Genomic DNA, 15,707 nt, shown 5'->3' with positions numbered 1-15,707 from the left:
GGACGCGGGCAAGCCCGATGGGCCCGTACGCGCCGTCAACTTCCCCCGCGCGCCCGGCCGTCGGTCAGGCGGCCGGACCGCCGGTCACTTGACGGAGAGGTGGTACGCGATGCGGTACCGGTCCGCGGGGACGACGACCTCCGCGGTCTCCACGGCCCTCCCCGACGCGTAGTACGTCCGCTCCAGGACCATCACGACATGGCCGGGCACCCCGCCGAGCGCCATGAGCTCCTCCGCCAGCCCGGGGCGCGCGCCGACCTCCTCCAGCACGTTGTCCACGACGATGTCGATGGCCGCCATCCGCTCGACCACCCCGCACCCGCCGAGCGGGCCCTCCTCAGGCAGCATCACCGGCGTACGCCCCGTGACCGCGAGGGGCTCCCAGGAGGTGGAGAGCATCATCGGCTCGCCCGCTTCCCGGAAGACATAGCGCGTACGCATCACGCGGTCACCCGGCTCGATCCCCAGCCGGGCGGCGATCTCCGGCCCGGCCTCGTCCTGCTCGCTGCGGGACTCCCAGGTGCCCCGCGCGCCCGTCGCCGCCTGCTCCTGCCGGAACGGACTGGAGCCGGACGGCGGCCGGTACCCGGACCTGGCGATCCGGCGGGGGACGGGGCGCTCGCGGACATACGTACCGGACCCGGAGCGGCCCTCGACCAGTCCCTCGGCCATCAGCACCTTGCGCGCCTCCAGCGCGACCGTGTCGGAGACGCCGTACTCCTCGCGGATACGGGCCTGCGAGGGCAGCCGGGTATGCGGCGGCAGTGCGCCATTGGTGATCTTCTCGCGGAGATCGCTCGCGACGCGGAGATAGGCGGGCTGCTCACCGAAGGCCACGGGCCACTCCCATCAGGTTGACAGACAGCAACAGCGTGGCAACCGTCGGTTGATCACCGCAAGCATGGGCCAGAGTTTCACCCGAAGTGATGACTTGCGTTTAAGCAGGCACTTACTGCAGGTACGCCCCCTCGCGCCCTGCTGCCGCACCGGGCGCACCACCGCGCGACAGCGCCGTGCGCGCCGTGAAACTGCGATGCTGGCGATCATGACCACGATGTACATCTGCCCGGCCGACGGCACCCGCTCACCCGTCGAGTCGCTCGCCTGGTGCTGCCCTGTCTGCCGCGGCCCCTGGGATCTGGACTTCGAGGCATCACCCGTACCCCTGAAGTCCCTTTCCTCCCGGGTCAATTCGCTGTGGCGGTACGAGGAGGCGCTGCCGCTCGCGGCGCCGGCCACGACGCTCGGCGAGGGCCGTACCCCGCTCGTACCGCTGACGTCGTCCGTCTCCGCCAAGCTCGACTTCCTGATGCCGACGCTCTCCTTCAAGGACCGCGGCGCGGTGATGCTCGCCGAGCTGGCGCGACGGCTCGGCCCCGAGCGGGTGATCGCCGACAGCAGCGGCAACGCGGGCACCGCGGTCGCCGCGTACTGCGCGCGGGCCGGGCTGCCCTGCACGGTGTATGTGCCCGAGACCACCTCGCCCAAGAAGACCGAGCAGATCAGGGCCCACGACGCGCGCCTCGAACGCGTCCCCGGCGACCGTGAGGCCACCGCGCGGGCCGCCCGCGCCGCCGCCGCCGAGCCGGGCACGTTCTACGCCAGCCACGTCCACAACCCGTACTTCCTGCACGGCACCAAGACCTACGTCTACGAGCTGTGGGAGGACCTCGGCGGACGCCTCCCGGAGACGATCGTCGTCCCCGTCGGCAATGGCACCCTGCTCCTGGGCGCGGCGCTCGCGATCTCCGAACTGTCCGCGCACGGGCTCATCGACGAACGCCCCGCGCTGATCGCCGTCCAGGCCGAGGCGGTCTCACCGCTGGCGACCGCCTTCCGCGCGGGCGCGGAGGAGCTGTCCGCACCGGCCGGGAGCGCCGCCACCCTGGCCGAGGGCATCGCCATCCCGAACCCGCCGCGCGCCCGGCAGATCCTGCGGGCCGTGCGGGCCTCCGGCGGCACCTTCCGTACCGTGACCGAGGATCAACTGCGCTCCGCCCAGCTGGATCTTGCCTCCCGGGGGCTCTTCGTGGAGTCCACGGCCGTCGCCTGCTGGGCGGCGGTGCGCGCCGAAGGCGACCGGGCCGATCACACGGACCGCTCCACCGTCGTGCCGCTGTGCGGCGCGGGCGCGAAGACCGGGCTCGCGTCGGCGGCGGGGGCGGGCGGGGCGGTCGGCCGGTCCGCCCAGTAGGTCTGGGGGGCGCCGCGTGCACCGGCGCCCGGTATGCCGGCACCGGGCTGCTCGCCCTCCGCGTCGTCGTCGGAGGGCTGATGACCGCCCACGGCCTGCAGAAGATGACGCACCGGCTGGGTGGAGGCGGCCTGGCAGGCGGTGCCGAAGAGTTCCGCCACGACGGCTTCCGCGGCGGCCGGCTCACCGCGGTGGCGGCCGGTGCCGGCCAGACGGGCGGCGGCTTGCTGCTCGCGACCGGGCTCCTGACACCGCTCGGGGTGGCGGCCACCCCGGCGTCATGACCGTCGCGGTCACGGTGAAGTACCCGCACGGGCCGTGGGTCCAGAACGACGGATACGAGTACCCGCTGGTCCTGATCCTGTCCGTGGCCGTCACCGGGCTCGCCGGGCCGGGCGCCTGGTCACTCGACCGGCTGGCCGGGCGCCTGGTCACTCGACCGGCTGGCCGGCATCAACTGGCCCGCGTCCGCTGGCATCGTCGGCTGTGCGGCCGGAGTACTGGGGAGCCTGGCCACGCGGCGTGTGCTGTCGAGCGGGGCGAGTGGGCAGCGGCAGTGGTCGGCCGAGCCGTCAGCAGTCACCGAGCAGTAGTCGGTCCATTTCGAGCACCACGCCGCTGTTCTCGCACACGCAGTACAACTGGCCGTCCGTGCCCCAGCGCAGGCCGTGCGGGGCCAGATGCGGATGCGTGCTGAGGTCACCGACATGCTGCCGTTCCTCCAGGTCGAACTTTGCGATCAGGTGACCCGGATGGGGGGTTGTCCCCGTGAATGCCCGCGCCGTAGATGGGGACATACGCGAAGCGGCGATCAGGTGAGATGAGAAGCTCGTGCACCCTCGGTGCGAAGCCTTCGAGGGTCAACTCGACCTCATAGGTGGCCGGATCGAGGAAGAGAATATGATTCCCGACCTTGTCGACTGCCACGAGACCATTGCTGCCTGTCAAAAAGTTGGCGTCGGGCATTACGCCCTCCTGTTCGAGTGCATCGACTGTTCCTATGCATCGACACGGCGCCCTCAGTCCGGCGACCCCTGGTCGGTGCCGACTTGGATACCGAACTGCCTCCCGGCCGCGGTCAGTCGGTTCAGATCTCCGTCCGGGTCGCTGTCCGGCCCTGCGGACGGACGACACGCGGCGCGGTAGTACTCCTCGATCCCACCGGGCACCGTCAGATCGAACAGCCGTACGGTCTGATCGGTGCGGTTCCGTACCTGGTGCTGAACCCCCCAGGGCACGAGCACAACCGCTCCGGCGGAGGCTTCGTATTCCTCTCCGTCGATCAGCGCGGTGGCGTTTCCTTCCATCACGTAGAAGAGCTCCTCGTAGCGGGCATGGCGGTGGCCGGGCATGCCGCCGCCCGGTTCGAGCGTGATCTCGGTGACCGTGTAGGCGTCCGCGGTCGCGAGACCCGCCGCTTTGATGTTGTACGTCGCCCCGGCGGCGTACCGGCGGTCGCCTTCATCCGGAAGCACCAGCGTGGGACCGCGCCCTTCACCGATCGGAAGGGGTCTTGTCGGCGCATCGGGGCCGCTTTCGACGTAGGTGACGCCGTAACGCGGGGTCCGGGCGTTGATCTCCTTGATCGGCAGCTTCCCGCGTTCACCCGGAGGCTCATCGCCCGGTGCGCCCAGCTCAAGGAAGAAGCCCTCATTACCGCCGGGGGTGGTGAAGGTGAGGAGTTCCGCGCTGTCCTCTCCGACATTGCACCACTCATGAGGAATGCCGCGGGGCGCCGCGAAGAACGTGCCGTCGCCCACGGTGGTGTGGATTCCCCCCGCCTTCAGTTCGAGTTTCCCATGGAGAAGGTAGAAGCCTTCCTCCTCGCGTGAATGGATGTGCCGGGGCGGGCCGGTCCCGGCCGGTGGACAGTCGAGCCAGAACGCGTACTCACTTCCCGTGTCCTCGCTGACAGCGGCGAAAGTGATCCGATCGTCGCCCATCCACCAGATAGAGACGCCCTCGCCCGGCTTTACCAGCTTGCCGCGCCTGAGCAGAGGTGCGTCGTGCCGGATTGGCCTGTTCAGGCTCTGTGGGGTCCTGGCCCTGGCCATTGCTCAACCGTCCCATCCGAGGTCTGAACGCTCTCCGCCCACAAATGGCCGGCGAATCCGTGACCTGTTCGATGGGCCAGGTCTCGGACCTCGTTGTCGCACACCATTTCAATTCTCGCCCGCCACAAGTCGTTGTCAAAACGAACGAGGTGCTCCTGTGCGGTCAAAACGAACGAGGTGCTCCTGTGCGGTCCACCGGCCGAGGACGCGGAGCGTGCACCCCCAGGCGCTCACCGATGTCGATCGCACGGGTGCGGTGCTCGGCGTGCTCGATCCCGATCTGAGCCAGGCAGTGGTTCATCGCCCACCGCAGACGATCCGGGGCGTCTTTCATCGCGGAGGGGCGCCCGCATAATGGATGTATGCGGGCGTTCCGAAAACGCGGCGAGGCGCCGTAGCTGTCGTCGCGCACCCGCCGGGGGTTACGGAACAGCCCTTAGTCCTGGCCGCTTCCGCTGTCCGCGTGCCAGGTCAGGCTGACGGAGAAGTTCGCCCCCGCCGACGAACCGGCGATGAGGACCTTCGCGTCGGCCGACAGCGACATGCCGAACTCCAGGGTCGCCTCGTCCGGCTGGCGGGTCATCTCCCGGCAGCGGCCTACGAACGCGTCGGCCACGGGGCGGACGATGTCCAGCATCTGGTCGAGCGACCGTTCGGCCCGCGCCACCGTGCGACCGCCTCGGCCCACCCGTACGACGCTCTCGTCCGCGTCGTTCACCTGAACTGTGACGACGTCCGTGCCGTCCTTCAGGGGCACTTCGACCGTGTAAAGGGGTTGCCGCTCGCTCAGGGACATGAAGTTCCTTGATCTCGTGGAGAGTTGCCGCCCCGATGTCGTTCCGTAAAGGCGGCCGCGAACAGATCGGACGGTGGCAGGAAAGTCTAAGGGCTGTCCCGTAATCCCCGGGGGACAGCCCTTGGCCACCTTGCCGGGGCACTTCTCTTCGCGCAGGTCACCGGCGCCACCGGCAACGCGGCCCGCCGGAACCTCCCCGTGCCTTGTCGTCAAGTGCACGCCAAGTCCTAGACTGACGCTCCCAACTCGCCCCCGCCCGCGACGGAGCACCTGTATGCGCTATCGAGTCCTCGGCAAGACCGGCATCGAGGTCAGCACCCACTGCCTCGGCACGATGATGTTCGGAGGCGCCGGCAACCCCGACCACGAGGACAGCGCACGCATCATCCACGCCGCGCTCGACGCCGGCATCAACTTCGTGGACACCGCCGACATGTACTCGGCCGGCGAATGCGAGGAGATCGTCGGCAAGGCGCTCAAGGGCAGGCGCGACGATGTCGTGCTCGCCACGAAGGTGCACTTTCCGCTGGGGGAGGGACGCAACCGCAGCGGCAATTCGCGCCGCTGGATCCTCAAGGCCGTCGAGGACAGTCTGCGGCGTCTGGACACGGACTGGATCGACCTCTACCAGGTGCACCGTCCTGACCACACCACCGACATCGAGGAGACGCTGTCCGTCCTCAGCGACCTGGTGAGGGCAGGCAAGATCCGGACGTTCGGCTGCTCCACGTTCCCCGCCGAGGACCTCGTCGAGGCTCACCATGTGGCGGAGCGGCGCGGACTGACGCGGCTGCGCACGGAGCAGCCGCCGTACTCGATTCTCGCGCGCGGCATCGAACGGTCCGTGCTGCCCACCGCGCAGCGCCTGGGCATGGGAGTGCTGACCTGGTCGCCGCTCGCCTCGGGATTTCTGTCCGGCGCCTACCGCGAGGGCCGGCCCGTCGACCTCACCACCGGCCGCGCCATGCGCACTCCGCACCGCTTCGACCCCGCCATCCCGGGCAACGCCGCGAAATTCGCGGCCGTCGAGCAACTCGTCGCTCTCGCCGAGGAGGTGGGCTGCACCCTGCCGGAACTGGCCGTCGCCTTTCCGTTGGTGCACCCGGCCGTCACGTCGGTGATCACCGGTCCGCGCACCATGGACCAGCTCACCTCGCTGCTCAAGGGAGCTGACCTGCTGCTCGACGACGCGGTGCTCGACCGTATCGACGAGATCGTGGCGCCTGGCACCGATCTTTATCGGGCCGACGGTGTGTGGCAGCCGCCGTCGCTCACCGAGCGCACACGGCGCAGGCGCACGGCCGGGGAGCGGGCGGCCGCGGGCTGAGCCTGTCCGTTCGAGGGTCCGGGCATCACGGGCGCAGGGCAGGAGGACGGGTCACCTGAGGTGGTCGATCCGTACCCCGCCCACGCCGGCGACCCACAGCGGCTCCTCGGTCTCGTCGGGCAGCCGCTGTACGCCCATGAGCAGCTCACGGGAAGCCCGCGAGCAGCCCGCGAGCAGCCCATGGGGCAGTGAAGAGGCATGGCGTGTATCTCACGCGAGTGATCGTGATCTCCGACCGGCCGAACACGCGGTGTCATGCGGAAAGATGGCCACGCGCAGGTGAGACTCCGGACCGCCCGAAATCGGCGACAGTCGGAGATCCCATCAAGGCCATAACCTCCTCGAACTCGTCCATGAGCAGTCGCAGGACCCCTGCCACCCCCTCGGCGCCGGAATGAGAAAGACCCCATAGAGCCGGACGACCGATCATTACCGCGTCCGCGCCCATACAAAGAGCCTTGGCTATGTCGGCACCATGCCGGATTCCCCCGTCAAGGATTACCTGGCATCTTCCGTCCACGGCATCCACAACCTCCGTAAGAGACTCCGGAGCGCTCCTGGAGAAATCAAGCTGCCGACCACCGTGGTTGGAGACGATCAGTCCTGAAATACCGTGCTTGACAGCCAGCTGGGCGTCCTCTCCGGTAAGGACGCCCTTCAACACCACCGGCAAGGACGTCACTCCATGCAGCCAGGCGAGGTCCTCCCAGGTTATTGAGGGATCGAACTGCTCCATCGAGTGTTTTGCGATAGCCGATTCTCCGGCCAGGCTCCCGTGGGAAGCGGCCATGACCTCCGGAGACAAGTTGACCGCTCGTATGCCAGGAGGAACCGCGAACCCGTTGATGGCATCCCGCGGGCGAAACGCGACCCTGGGCGCGTCGACCGTCAGTACCAACGCTCGGAAGCCGGCGGACTCGGCCCGGCGGATCAGGTCTGTCATCAGCTCACGGCGCTTGAGCCAGTAGAGCTGCAGCCACAAGGGGCCACTCGTCGCGGCAGCGATGTCCTCAAGAGTCCGGCTCGCGAACATGCTCACGGTGAGCAGTGCGCCGACGTCGCCCGCGGCTCGCGCCGTCGCCACCTCGCCCTCCGGATGGGCGAGCTGGTGGTAGGCCATGGGGGCAATGCCCAACGGAGCCGCCAGCTCCGCACCCAGCAGATCGGTGCGGGAGTCGCAGTGGGAGACATCGACGAGACAACGTGGCCGCAACTGAATGCGGTCCAGAGCTTCTCGTCCCGCCGTCAGCATCGACTCGGTGCCGCTGCCGCCCGCGAGGAAGTCCCATACCGGTCCCGGCAACCGCTCCTTGGCCGCTGCCTCGTACGTGTGCAGCGCCATCACCACATTTTCTCCGTTCTCCGTACGGTAAATGGATTTCGGTCACCCGCCATTAGGCGGCTGAGGCGGTTGTGTCGGTGATCTGCGCGGTGATGAAGGCGGCCAGCCTGGCCATGCCCTCGGTGATCGCTTCCGGGCTCTGGGCACTGCACGAGAGACGCAGCTGGTGGGTGCCACCACCGTCGAGATGGAAATCGCACATCGGGGTCCACAGCACACCGAAGGCGCGTGCGGAGCGCTCCAGGGCATGGTGGTCGGCGGCGAAGGGGACATTGACGACGACGAAGAATCCGCCGTCCGGACGATTCCAGGAGATGCCGAGCTCGGCCTGGCGTTCCGCGGGGAAATGCCGCTCCAACTCGCCGAGCAGCGTGTCCATGTTCGTGCGGTAGTAGGCGATGGTCCGGGAGTTCGCCTCGCGGAGTCGGTAGTCGCTCTCGATGAGCAGTCCGCCGATGACGGCCTGACCGACGGCCGAGGTGTTGACCGTGGTCATACTCTTGATCTTCGACAGTTCGTCTGCGAGCAGAGAGCGCCGGCCGGCCGGGCCGATGATCTCCTGGTCGGCGATGACGTAGCCCACACGGGCTCCGGGCAGCGCCGTCTTGGCGAAGGAACCCAGATGCACCACGCTTCGGCCGCGGTCGAGGGCCTTCAGCGTCGGGCGGGCCGATCCGACCCGGACGAAGAACCCATACGGGTCGTCCTCCATGATGAGCAGGTCCTCCGCCGCGGCCACCTCCAGCAGACGCTCTCGGGCCGCGAGGCTCATGCTCGTTCCTGACGGGTTGGCGAAGTCCGGGACCACGTAGAAGGCCCGAGGGCGTTCACCGGCGTCCCGCCTGGCGCGGACAGCCGCCAGCACAGCTTCCGGGTCGGGTCCCGTGGGGCCTTCGGGCACGGGGCACACCCGGATACCCAGGAGCCGGGCCGCACCCGTGATGCCCACATAGCACGGCGAGCTGACCAGCAGAGTGTCCTCAGGCCGGGCGAAGAGCGCCCGCAGGGTGAGGAGCATGGCCTCCTGGCAACCGGTCGTCACCACGATCGCTTCCGGCGGGACCTGAATACCCTCGTCGTTCGCGACCGTCCTGGCGATCAGTTCGTGGATGATCCCGTTGGTACGACCGTACTGGAACAGCTGGGTTCTTACTTGATCACGTGACCAGCCGAGTTCTTTCTCCAAGTACGTGGTGTACGTGAGCAGATGACGGGCGAGGTCCTCCGGTTCGAAGTCGCCTTCGGTCGGCCGGCCGGGAGCGAAGGAAATGGCGTCCGGGAAACGGCTGACGACCTCGTTGAGAAAGTTCATCGCGTCGAGGACCGGGTCGCTGAGCGATTCGTGCAGCTCGGCAAGAGCATGGGGCCGCGGGAGCGGCGGAGCGGCTTGCGTCATGGCTCAGGCCCCTCTCGGCACGGTCGCGTAGGCCGTACTCGCGCTCAGTCCGGCCGTGCTGCGTGCGGGGATCCGGGCCCGGCCCTGTACACCGCGGACCAGGGCTGTCGAGAGCCGGTCCATATGAGCCCGCCGCTGTTCCGGCTCCCGGGCGGTGCCCAACGCCCGCAGGACGTCGACCACCCCGTGCACGTCGTGTGCGAACTCCGCGAGGACGTCGGCGACGGCCACGGCATTTGAGCCGAGGATGTCGGTCCATAACTCGACGCTGCCTCCGGCGAGGCGGGTCACGTCCTGGAGTCCTTGCCCCGCGAGCCCCAGCTGGGACTGGTCGCCGTACAGCAGACGTGCCGCGAGCAGGCTCGATACCAGATGAGGGGTGTGGGAGGTGAGCGCGACCGCCCGGTCGTGCTCGGCATGGGCCATCACGACCGGCTTGGCTCCGCACAACTCGGCCAGCCTCTCCGCGCGCTCGACGGTCTCCACCCGAGTCTGCGGGGAGGGGGTGAGCACCCAGGGCCGTCCCTGGAACAGGTCGTCCCTCGCCGCCAGTGGCCCGGACTGCTCCCGTCCGCCCATGGGATGCCCCCCGACGAAGCGCGTCAGGTCGCAGCCGGCCTGGGCCGCCTCCCGCTGGGGCGATTCCTTGACGCTCGCCGCGTCCGTGAAGTCATGCGCGAGCTTCTGCAGCTGATGTTCCTTGAGCGCCGCCGCGACATGCTGCGGCGGCACCGCGATGACGGCCAGATCGACCGGTTCAGGAGGTCTTCCCGCGATACCGGCCCCGAGATCAGCGGCTATGCGCGCCGCTTCCAGGTTCGTGTCGATCAGATACGTGGTCACGCCCCGGCCCCGAAGGGCCAGGGCGATCGATGTACCGATCAGGCCGGTTCCGACCACTGCGGCACTACGCATCAGCGTCGCTCCACAGGAGAGGGAGAAATTCGGGGTCGCTGTAGTCCGGAGTGCCTTCGGCGGTGCGTCGAACGAGCGCGTCGTGGTTGTAGGAGACCTGGGTGCCATCCGAGCGGAAGAACTCGCGGTAGCGGTTCTCGCCGTCCTGCAGGTGGAACGAGATGGCCCGACGCGGACGATCACTGACGTTGGCACCGCTGCCGTGATAGGTGCAGCAGTGGTGGAAGTTCACGTGTCCCTTCGGGATATGGACCGGGATCTTGTGGACTTCGACTCCGTTGAAGGCGGCGTTCTCATCGAGCATCTTGTCCAGCTCGGTGCGGTCGCGCTCGGCGAAGTGGAGGGAGGTGCTGTCGTTCCCGGACATCTCTTTCCACAGGTGGCTGCCGTCGACCATCGTGATGGTGCCCATCTCCTCACCGCAGTCGTGGAAGGGGATGAACGCGGTCAGCATCTGCTCGGAGGTGGAAGTGGCCCAGTAGTGGCGGTCGAAGTGCCAGGGCACGATGTTCGACTGCTCTTCCGCCATCGGCGGCTTGTAGATGAGGGTGGACTGGAACACCCGTATCTGCCTGGCCCGGGCAAGCCGTGCGGCCACAGCACCCAGCAGCGGCTTGCGCAGGATGCGGCCGATGGTGTCGTCCTCGTAGTGGATGTAGTCGTTGTGCCGCTGAACGGGACCGTGCTCCGGCTCCCAGTACGCCAGTTTGGGCGGGCGTACCGGCAACGTACGGTCGCGATGGCCGGCGTAGAAGCGCTCGCTGGCGGCCTCCAGCTGCTCGACCTCCTCGTCGGTGAAGAGCTTCTTCGACAGGTACCAGCCGTGCTCGGCGTAGAAAGCGACGTCCTCGTCGGACGGGAGGAGACTGAGTTCCTCGTCGGTCAGGGAGAAAGTCCGGGAGTCTTCAACGGTCATGGTCTTCCTTTCGAGTACGTGGACGCCATCTCATTTGGTGTCGTCAGTAGTCTGTCGGGCATGGCAGGGATCGTTGAGCGGCTGGTGCCGGATGAGTTGTGGGAGTTGTTCCAGCGGGTGGTGCCTGTGGCGCCGACGCGGCCGCAGGGTGGTGGGCGTCGTCGGCATGGTGATCGTGAGGTACTGGCCGCGATCGTGTTCGTGACCACGTCGGGGTGCACATGGCAGCAGTTGCCCGCTGCTTCGTTCGGCCCGTCGGGGGCGACGGCACACAGGCGTTACTCGGAGTGGGCGAAGGCCGGGGTGTGGGCCAGACTCCACCGTGTGGTGCTCGACGAACGTGGCTCACGTGGCGAGCTGGACTGGTCCCGCTGCGCGATCGACTCGGTGAACATGCGGGCCATCAGAAGGGGGATCTGACAGGACCGAATCCTGTCCCCTCGCCTTCACCAACGTCGCCTGCACCCTCGTCCGCCACCACCGACTCACCAAATGAGATGACCTCTTGGGTCGATGGACCGGATGCGAGCTATCCGGGTCAGGAGACGGCCTTCTCGCGGGCCACCGCCTCATAGAGCGCCTTGATGTTGCCGCTGCCGAAGGTGCGGGCGCCGTGCCGGTCGATGACCTCCCAGAAGAAGGTCTTCCGTACGTGCTGGGACTGGCTGAAGATCTGGAACACCTGCCCCCAGTGGTCCTCATCGATCAGTACGTTGGTCCGGCGCAGGTCCTCGACCTGGAGCTTGGGGCGCACCATGCGCTCCTCGAGCTGGTCGTAGTAGGAACTCGGTGTCTGCAGGAACTTGACACCCCGGTTCTCAAGGGTCTGTACGGTTCCCACGATGTCGTCGCACAGCAGCGCCAGGTGCTGCACTCCGGCGCCGCCGTGGCGGGCCAGGAAGGTGTCGATCTGGCCCGGCTCCCGGCTGGTCACCGGCTCGATCAGCGTGAAGGTCACCTTCCCGGATGGGCTCTGCACCACCTTGGAGTCCATGGCCTGGCTGCCCACCTCGATGAACTCCTCGAAGATCTGGGAGAAGCCGAAGACCTTCTCGTAGAAGGCGACCGTGGGAAGGAGCCGGCCCGCGGGCAGGCAGATCGCCGCGTGATCCACGGTGCTCAGGAGCTGCTCACCCTCGTCGGGATCCGGAGCGAAGATGTCCATCACTCCGGGCAGGAACTGCTCGCGGTTTCCCGTTCGCTGGACGAACCGGTGCGCCACGTCCCCGAAGCCCAGAACCGACGCGGTGACCACCTCGGTGCCGTCCTTGCTGTGGACGACGGGCTGCTCAACCGGGGTGGCACCCCGCTTCACCGCCGTCGCGAATGCCTCGGCCGCGTCGGTGACCTCGAACGCGATGTTGGCGACGCCGTCGCCGTGCTGTGTCACATAGGACGCCGCCGGATGGGCGGGGGTCAGGGCGGAGGTGAGAACGATCTCGATACCGCCCTGACGCAGCAGCAGCGAGCGGTGGTCGGCCTGCCCGGTCTCGGGACCGGCCTGCCCACATATGCGGAAGCCGAACGCGGTGCAGAGGTAGAACGCGGATTGCTGGGCGTCCCCGACGTAGAACTCGACGTGGTCTACGGCTCCGATATCCATGTGATGCCTTTCTGTTTGAATTATCGACCGGCGATGGTCAGCGCTCTTTCAGAAAGCCGTCAATTCTTCTACATCGGCATTCTGCGGCGACCAGACGCCGTAGTCGCCTCTACGATAAAGCAGTGGTTCGCGAGGGAAGACGGCAGTGCCTTCCACCCGGGCGATGAAGAGCCAATGGTCGCTCACCTCGATCGCATTCTCAACCCTGCATTCTGCGTAGCTCAGGGCGATATTCACGAGCAGCGGCGCGCCTTCCGCGATGACCGAAGGCTCCCATTTCAAATTCGCGAACTTATCCGTGGCCTTGCTCGCGAATACCTGCGAGGCAGCCCGCCCGGACGCGGAGAGGAAGTTCACCGCAAACGCCTGCGACGACATGATCGCCGGCAGAGTTCGAGATCCCTTGCCCACGGAGATGAGCAGCATCTGTGTCGCTGCCGACACAGCGCAAACCGCGTTACTGGTGAATCCGAAGGGCTTCCCTTCCCCATCCGTCGCCGTGACGATCGCAATCGGGGTCGGGAATGAGCCGAAGAGTTCGCTGAACCGTGCAGAACCGACGTCCATCAAGTTCCCCCCGCGGAGCAGCCGGTGATTCGATTCTGGATAGACCATTGTTACTATTCTACGTTCGCGTCCACGAGAGATACCTCCCGTGCGGCAATCGCGCGACCGAAAGCACGTACTGTCAATGGCAGCATGATCGCACCGAATCCGGTGAGCGCTATCGCCAGTACAGCGACAAGCCGTTGCGGGCCCACGCTGGATCCGAAACCGGCCACGAGAAGACCGGCGATGGGCAGGGCCAGCATATTGAGCAGATAGAACGGCCCCATCACCTTGCCCAGGTGCTCCTGTGGCAGGACCTTGATCCGTTGCGTTCGATTGAAGACGTTGAAGTACGTCACGCCGAGCATCGCCGCAACAAATGCCACACCATACAGCAGCATTGAGGAGGCGAACCCGATAAACACCAGACAAACGCAGAGAAGAATGAGGCCGAAGACTCCGAGCATCCCAACGTCGACGTATCTGAGCAAGAATGGGATCGCCAGGAGATTGACGATTCCAAGTACGCCGACGCAGATGTTGAGCAAGGCAAACGTTGATTCCGGGGCGTGGAACACACCCGTGACAAGTGCGGCATTGGCGCTGAGCACTGTGGCGAAGACCAGGTTGATCGAGAAGTTGAGGCCGGCCAGCAGGACGAGCGGCCTGCTGCCTGCCAGGAGTGACCAGCCCAGTCTGAGCTCGGCAAACGTCTCTCGCGCTCCACCGCTGCTGGGCGACCGCAGCCCGCGAGGCAGCGGTAGCCAGCAGGCCGCCGCCACGAGGAAGAACGCCGCGGCGGCGCCCAGGAGCCAGATCTTGTCGATGAAGGCCACGCCCAGCATGGCCAAGGCGGGGCCGACGGCCATCGCCGACACCTCCATGCTCTGGACCAGGCCCTGAATTTTCGCCAGCTCCGTGCCCTTGGCCAGTTGCGGCACCACCTTTTCGACGGACATCCGTACCGGCGCCATCAAGAGGGAAAGCAGCGCCCCGGAGGTCATCAAAATCGGCGTCAGCAAGGAAGGGGCGGCCAGACAGCCTACGAGGGCGCCGACAAGGACGACGGCCCGGCCGGCGGAAACGAAGCGGAACAGCCGTGCGCCGCCGTCCCGATCGGCGAGGAGCCCGGCGAAGGGATACGCAAGCAGGGCCGGAAGCCACTCGATCGCGTAAGCGAATCCGAGAGCAGATACTTCTTTGGTGTCCTGAAAGATAAGCAGAGGCACGGCGAATAACATCATCTGCTCTGCGACGATTCCGAGGAGGACGCCGCAGCCGAAAAGCCTGCGGTGCAACCGTGATCGCGTGGTCATCAGATTGAGTGCTCCCTTTTGCTCCGCCGGCCACAGCACGGCGCGAGACTTGTCACTCCGACACTGGAACGGTCTCGATATGGAAACCAGCGATAATCTTCCGAATGTCTTCTTCCACGGTCGCCTCGTCCCCGATCAGGATGAACCGCCCGCTGTGCACCGCGTCATAGCTGCCCCCCGGAGGCAGTACTTCACCTGGGCTCGGCACCAGCTCTCGCCAGATCGTCCCGAAATCCCCGCGCATAGGAGTCACCGTGACAACCCGCGCCGGCAGCCCATCCGGTTTCGGGATGATCAGCCAGCCGCCGGACGGATCGCCTGTCATGGGCGGGAGCGTCACCCGCCCCTCGCAGAGTGCGTCCAGCCAGACCTGGAAAAGGTTGACTCCGAAGAGTTTTTCCGTGAGATACGGCACCTCGGCTCCGCCGATGCGGCCTGCGACCTCCAGGAAGACCAGGTCTCCGTCCGGCGTGACGAAGAGTTCGAGGTGGAATGGCATGGAGCTCATGCCCAGAGCCGACATGCACCGCCGCGTGAATTCCTCTATGCGGCTCCGCAACGGGGATGCCTGAACAACGACTGAACCGAGCGGCTGTCCGCCGGACTCGAAGGACAGGCAGTCATTGATGTAGCGAGAAACCGCCAGGAATGGGACCTGCGAATCTTCGCCCGCGAACCCGTCCACGTGGTAGATGGCCCCGTCGATGAACTCTTCGAGTTCATAGTCGCCGGTGTCGATCTGCTCCAGCTGCGTCGTGAGCGTGCCTTCGTCGTCGACGCGGTGCACTCCCATGCTCGCCGCCCCGGATACCGGCTTGAGTATCAGCGGGAACCCGGTCGTCCGGGCGAACGTCACCGCGGACTCCGCCGTGCCGCAGGAAGCGAAGAGAGGCACGCGTATGCCGGCCTCCGCGACCAACTCCTTCATCCTCAGCTTGTTGCGGTAGACCGCCACGTCCTCAGGGCGCGGGCCGGGGATGCCAAGTGCCTCGCGGACCTCAGCCGCTATGCCGAGCGTGAACTCGGACACCGCGATGAGCTGATCGACCGGGCCCACCTGATCCGCGATCTCCCGAACCGCTGCGCAGAGCGCCCCGAAATCGTTGACATCGTCGATCTCGACGAGACCGGCGATCTGCGAGGGATCCGCGAGAACGCCGGTGGCGCCAACTGGGTCGACCACGTAGCTGACGCGATGCCGCTCATGGTCGATGAGCTCCTCGAAGCGGCCGAGCGAAAAGTCCCAGCGCTGCCCGTCATGAAACCTTGGCCAGCGATTGACGACAACAATATGCACGG

General features: G+C 66.8%; 16 protein-coding genes and 1 pseudogene. 5 read left to right on the top strand and 12 right to left on the bottom strand.

The genetic code is table 11. The features are described from left to right. Positions 1–84: 84 nt before the first annotated feature. Positions 85–837, bottom strand: a complete 753-nt coding sequence (locus tag ACIRQP_RS04990; protein ID WP_129770539.1) for a GntR family transcriptional regulator — start codon at positions 835–837, stop codon at positions 85–87. A gap of 208 nt (positions 838–1,045) precedes the next feature. Between ACIRQP_RS04990 and ACIRQP_RS04985 the strand changes: the two genes are divergently transcribed. Both ACIRQP_RS04985 and ACIRQP_RS04980 read left to right on the top strand, forming a co-directional pair. Then, complete coding sequence (locus tag ACIRQP_RS04985; protein WP_403883574.1) at positions 1,046–2,194, top strand: threonine synthase; 1,149 nt, start codon at positions 1,046–1,048, stop codon at positions 2,192–2,194. 80 nt (positions 2,195–2,274) lie between these two features. Continuing rightward, entirely contained in the window at positions 2,275–2,478 is a 204-nt protein-coding gene (locus ACIRQP_RS04980; protein ID WP_403883571.1) for a DoxX family membrane protein, read from the top strand. A 288-nt stretch (positions 2,479–2,766) separates the two neighbouring features. Here ACIRQP_RS04980 and ACIRQP_RS04975 read toward each other — a convergent pair whose 3' ends face one another. The 3 genes from ACIRQP_RS04975 to ACIRQP_RS04965 all read right to left on the bottom strand — a co-directional run bounded on the left by ACIRQP_RS04975 (position 2,767) and on the right by ACIRQP_RS04965 (position 5,044). Then, a complete protein-coding gene (locus ACIRQP_RS04975) occupies positions 2,767–2,991 on the bottom strand; it encodes a hypothetical protein (protein WP_403883568.1) in 225 nt (74 codons plus the stop codon). A 222-nt stretch (positions 2,992–3,213) separates the two neighbouring features. Continuing rightward, positions 3,214–4,137 carry a cupin domain-containing protein gene (locus ACIRQP_RS04970; RefSeq protein ID WP_403883565.1) on the bottom strand — a complete coding sequence of 308 codons (924 nt, stop codon included), beginning with the start codon at positions 4,135–4,137 and terminating at the stop codon, positions 3,214–3,216. 547 nt (positions 4,138–4,684) lie between these two features. Beyond that, complete coding sequence (locus ACIRQP_RS04965; protein WP_403883563.1) at positions 4,685–5,044, bottom strand: CU044_2847 family protein; 360 nt, start codon at positions 5,042–5,044, stop codon at positions 4,685–4,687. 274 nt (positions 5,045–5,318) lie between these two features. Here ACIRQP_RS04965 and ACIRQP_RS04960 point away from each other — a divergent pair, with 274 nt between their 5' ends. Together ACIRQP_RS04960 and ACIRQP_RS04955 are read left to right on the top strand one after the other, a co-directional pair. After that, entirely contained in the window at positions 5,319–6,371 is a 1,053-nt protein-coding gene (locus ACIRQP_RS04960; RefSeq protein WP_403883560.1) for an aldo/keto reductase, read from the top strand. Between the two features lie 60 nt (positions 6,372–6,431). Continuing rightward, entirely contained in the window at positions 6,432–6,563 is a 132-nt protein-coding gene (locus tag ACIRQP_RS04955; protein WP_403883557.1) for a hypothetical protein, read from the top strand. Between the two features lie 61 nt (positions 6,564–6,624). Here the strand turns inward: ACIRQP_RS04955 and ACIRQP_RS04950 are convergent, their stop codons facing one another. Genes ACIRQP_RS04950 through ACIRQP_RS04935 form a run of 4 tightly spaced genes read right to left on the bottom strand, consistent with a single transcriptional unit; the run spans position 6,625 to position 10,940 of the window. After that, on the bottom strand, positions 6,625–7,713 hold the full coding sequence (locus ACIRQP_RS04950; protein WP_403883554.1) for an alpha-hydroxy acid oxidase: 1,089 nt from the start codon (positions 7,711–7,713) through the stop codon (positions 6,625–6,627). Positions 7,714–7,765: 52 nt separating this feature from the next. Beyond that, a complete protein-coding gene (locus ACIRQP_RS04945) occupies positions 7,766–9,109 on the bottom strand; it encodes a PLP-dependent aminotransferase family protein (protein ID WP_403883551.1) in 1,344 nt (447 codons plus the stop codon). A gap of 3 nt (positions 9,110–9,112) precedes the next feature. Further along, complete coding sequence (locus ACIRQP_RS04940; protein WP_403883548.1) at positions 9,113–10,024, bottom strand: prephenate dehydrogenase; 912 nt, start codon at positions 10,022–10,024, stop codon at positions 9,113–9,115. After that, entirely contained in the window at positions 10,017–10,940 is a 924-nt protein-coding gene (locus ACIRQP_RS04935) for a phytanoyl-CoA dioxygenase family protein (RefSeq protein WP_403883545.1), read from the bottom strand. Before ACIRQP_RS04935 ends, ACIRQP_RS04940 begins: the two co-directional genes overlap by 8 nt. A gap of 60 nt (positions 10,941–11,000) precedes the next feature. On the opposite strand from ACIRQP_RS04935, the pseudogene ACIRQP_RS04930 reads away from it, so the two are divergent. Continuing rightward, positions 11,001–11,374: pseudogene (locus tag ACIRQP_RS04930) on the top strand (transposase); the annotation flags it as partial. A 104-nt stretch (positions 11,375–11,478) separates the two neighbouring features. Here the strand turns inward: ACIRQP_RS04930 and hppD are convergent. From hppD to ACIRQP_RS04910, 4 genes are read right to left on the bottom strand one after another with little or no spacing between them, the layout of a single operon-like run. Beyond that, positions 11,479–12,543, bottom strand: a complete 1,065-nt coding sequence (hppD, locus tag ACIRQP_RS04925; RefSeq protein ID WP_403883542.1) for a 4-hydroxyphenylpyruvate dioxygenase — start codon at positions 12,541–12,543, stop codon at positions 11,479–11,481. A 48-nt stretch (positions 12,544–12,591) separates the two neighbouring features. Further along, positions 12,592–13,158 carry a flavin reductase family protein gene (locus ACIRQP_RS04920; RefSeq protein WP_403883539.1) on the bottom strand — a complete coding sequence of 189 codons (567 nt, stop codon included), beginning with the start codon at positions 13,156–13,158 and terminating at the stop codon, positions 12,592–12,594. A 5-nt stretch (positions 13,159–13,163) separates the two neighbouring features. Continuing rightward, positions 13,164–14,408, bottom strand: a complete 1,245-nt coding sequence (locus ACIRQP_RS04915) for an MFS transporter (protein WP_403883536.1) — start codon at positions 14,406–14,408, stop codon at positions 13,164–13,166. Positions 14,409–14,460: 52 nt separating this feature from the next. Then, positions 14,461–15,705, bottom strand: coding sequence for an acetyl-CoA carboxylase biotin carboxylase subunit family protein (locus ACIRQP_RS04910; protein ID WP_403883534.1), 1,245 nt, complete (start codon positions 15,703–15,705; stop codon positions 14,461–14,463). Between the last annotated feature and the right edge of the window lie 2 nt (positions 15,706–15,707).

The organism is Streptomyces sp. NPDC102274, assembly GCF_044766385.1.
In the GTDB taxonomy this organism is placed as follows: Bacteria; Actinomycetota; Actinomycetes; order Streptomycetales; family Streptomycetaceae; genus Streptomyces.
Note: the sequence above shows the minus strand (reverse complement) of the source record. Positions and strands in the feature narration are given on the sequence as shown.

Excerpts from the sequence above, each read along its gene's own strand:
- ACIRQP_RS04970 (WP_403883565.1), bottom strand. The coding sequence starts at position 4,137 with ATGGGCGACGATCGGATCACTTTCGCCGCTGTCAGCGAGGACACGGGA.
- ACIRQP_RS04965 (WP_403883563.1), bottom strand. The coding sequence starts at position 5,044 with ATGTCCCTGAGCGAGCGGCAACCCCTTTACACGGTCGAAGTGCCCCTG.
- ACIRQP_RS04940 (WP_403883548.1), bottom strand. The coding sequence starts at position 10,024 with ATGCGTAGTGCCGCAGTGGTCGGAACCGGCCTGATCGGTACATCGATC.
- ACIRQP_RS04980 (WP_403883571.1), top strand. The coding sequence starts at position 2,275 with ATGACCGCCCACGGCCTGCAGAAGATGACGCACCGGCTGGGTGGAGGC.
- ACIRQP_RS04935 (WP_403883545.1), bottom strand. The coding sequence starts at position 10,940 with ATGACCGTTGAAGACTCCCGGACTTTCTCCCTGACCGACGAGGAACTC.
- ACIRQP_RS04975 (WP_403883568.1), bottom strand. The coding sequence starts at position 2,991 with ATGTCCCCATCTACGGCGCGGGCATTCACGGGGACAACCCCCCATCCG.
- ACIRQP_RS04920 (WP_403883539.1), bottom strand. The coding sequence starts at position 13,158 with ATGGTCTATCCAGAATCGAATCACCGGCTGCTCCGCGGGGGGAACTTG.
- ACIRQP_RS04950 (WP_403883554.1), bottom strand. The coding sequence starts at position 7,713 with ATGGCGCTGCACACGTACGAGGCAGCGGCCAAGGAGCGGTTGCCGGGA.
- ACIRQP_RS04985 (WP_403883574.1), top strand. The coding sequence starts at position 1,046 with ATGACCACGATGTACATCTGCCCGGCCGACGGCACCCGCTCACCCGTC.
- ACIRQP_RS04960 (WP_403883560.1), top strand. The coding sequence starts at position 5,319 with ATGCGCTATCGAGTCCTCGGCAAGACCGGCATCGAGGTCAGCACCCAC.
- ACIRQP_RS04915 (WP_403883536.1), bottom strand. The coding sequence starts at position 14,408 with ATGACCACGCGATCACGGTTGCACCGCAGGCTTTTCGGCTGCGGCGTC.
- hppD (WP_403883542.1), bottom strand. The coding sequence starts at position 12,543 with ATGGATATCGGAGCCGTAGACCACGTCGAGTTCTACGTCGGGGACGCC.
- ACIRQP_RS04945 (WP_403883551.1), bottom strand. The coding sequence starts at position 9,109 with ATGACGCAAGCCGCTCCGCCGCTCCCGCGGCCCCATGCTCTTGCCGAG.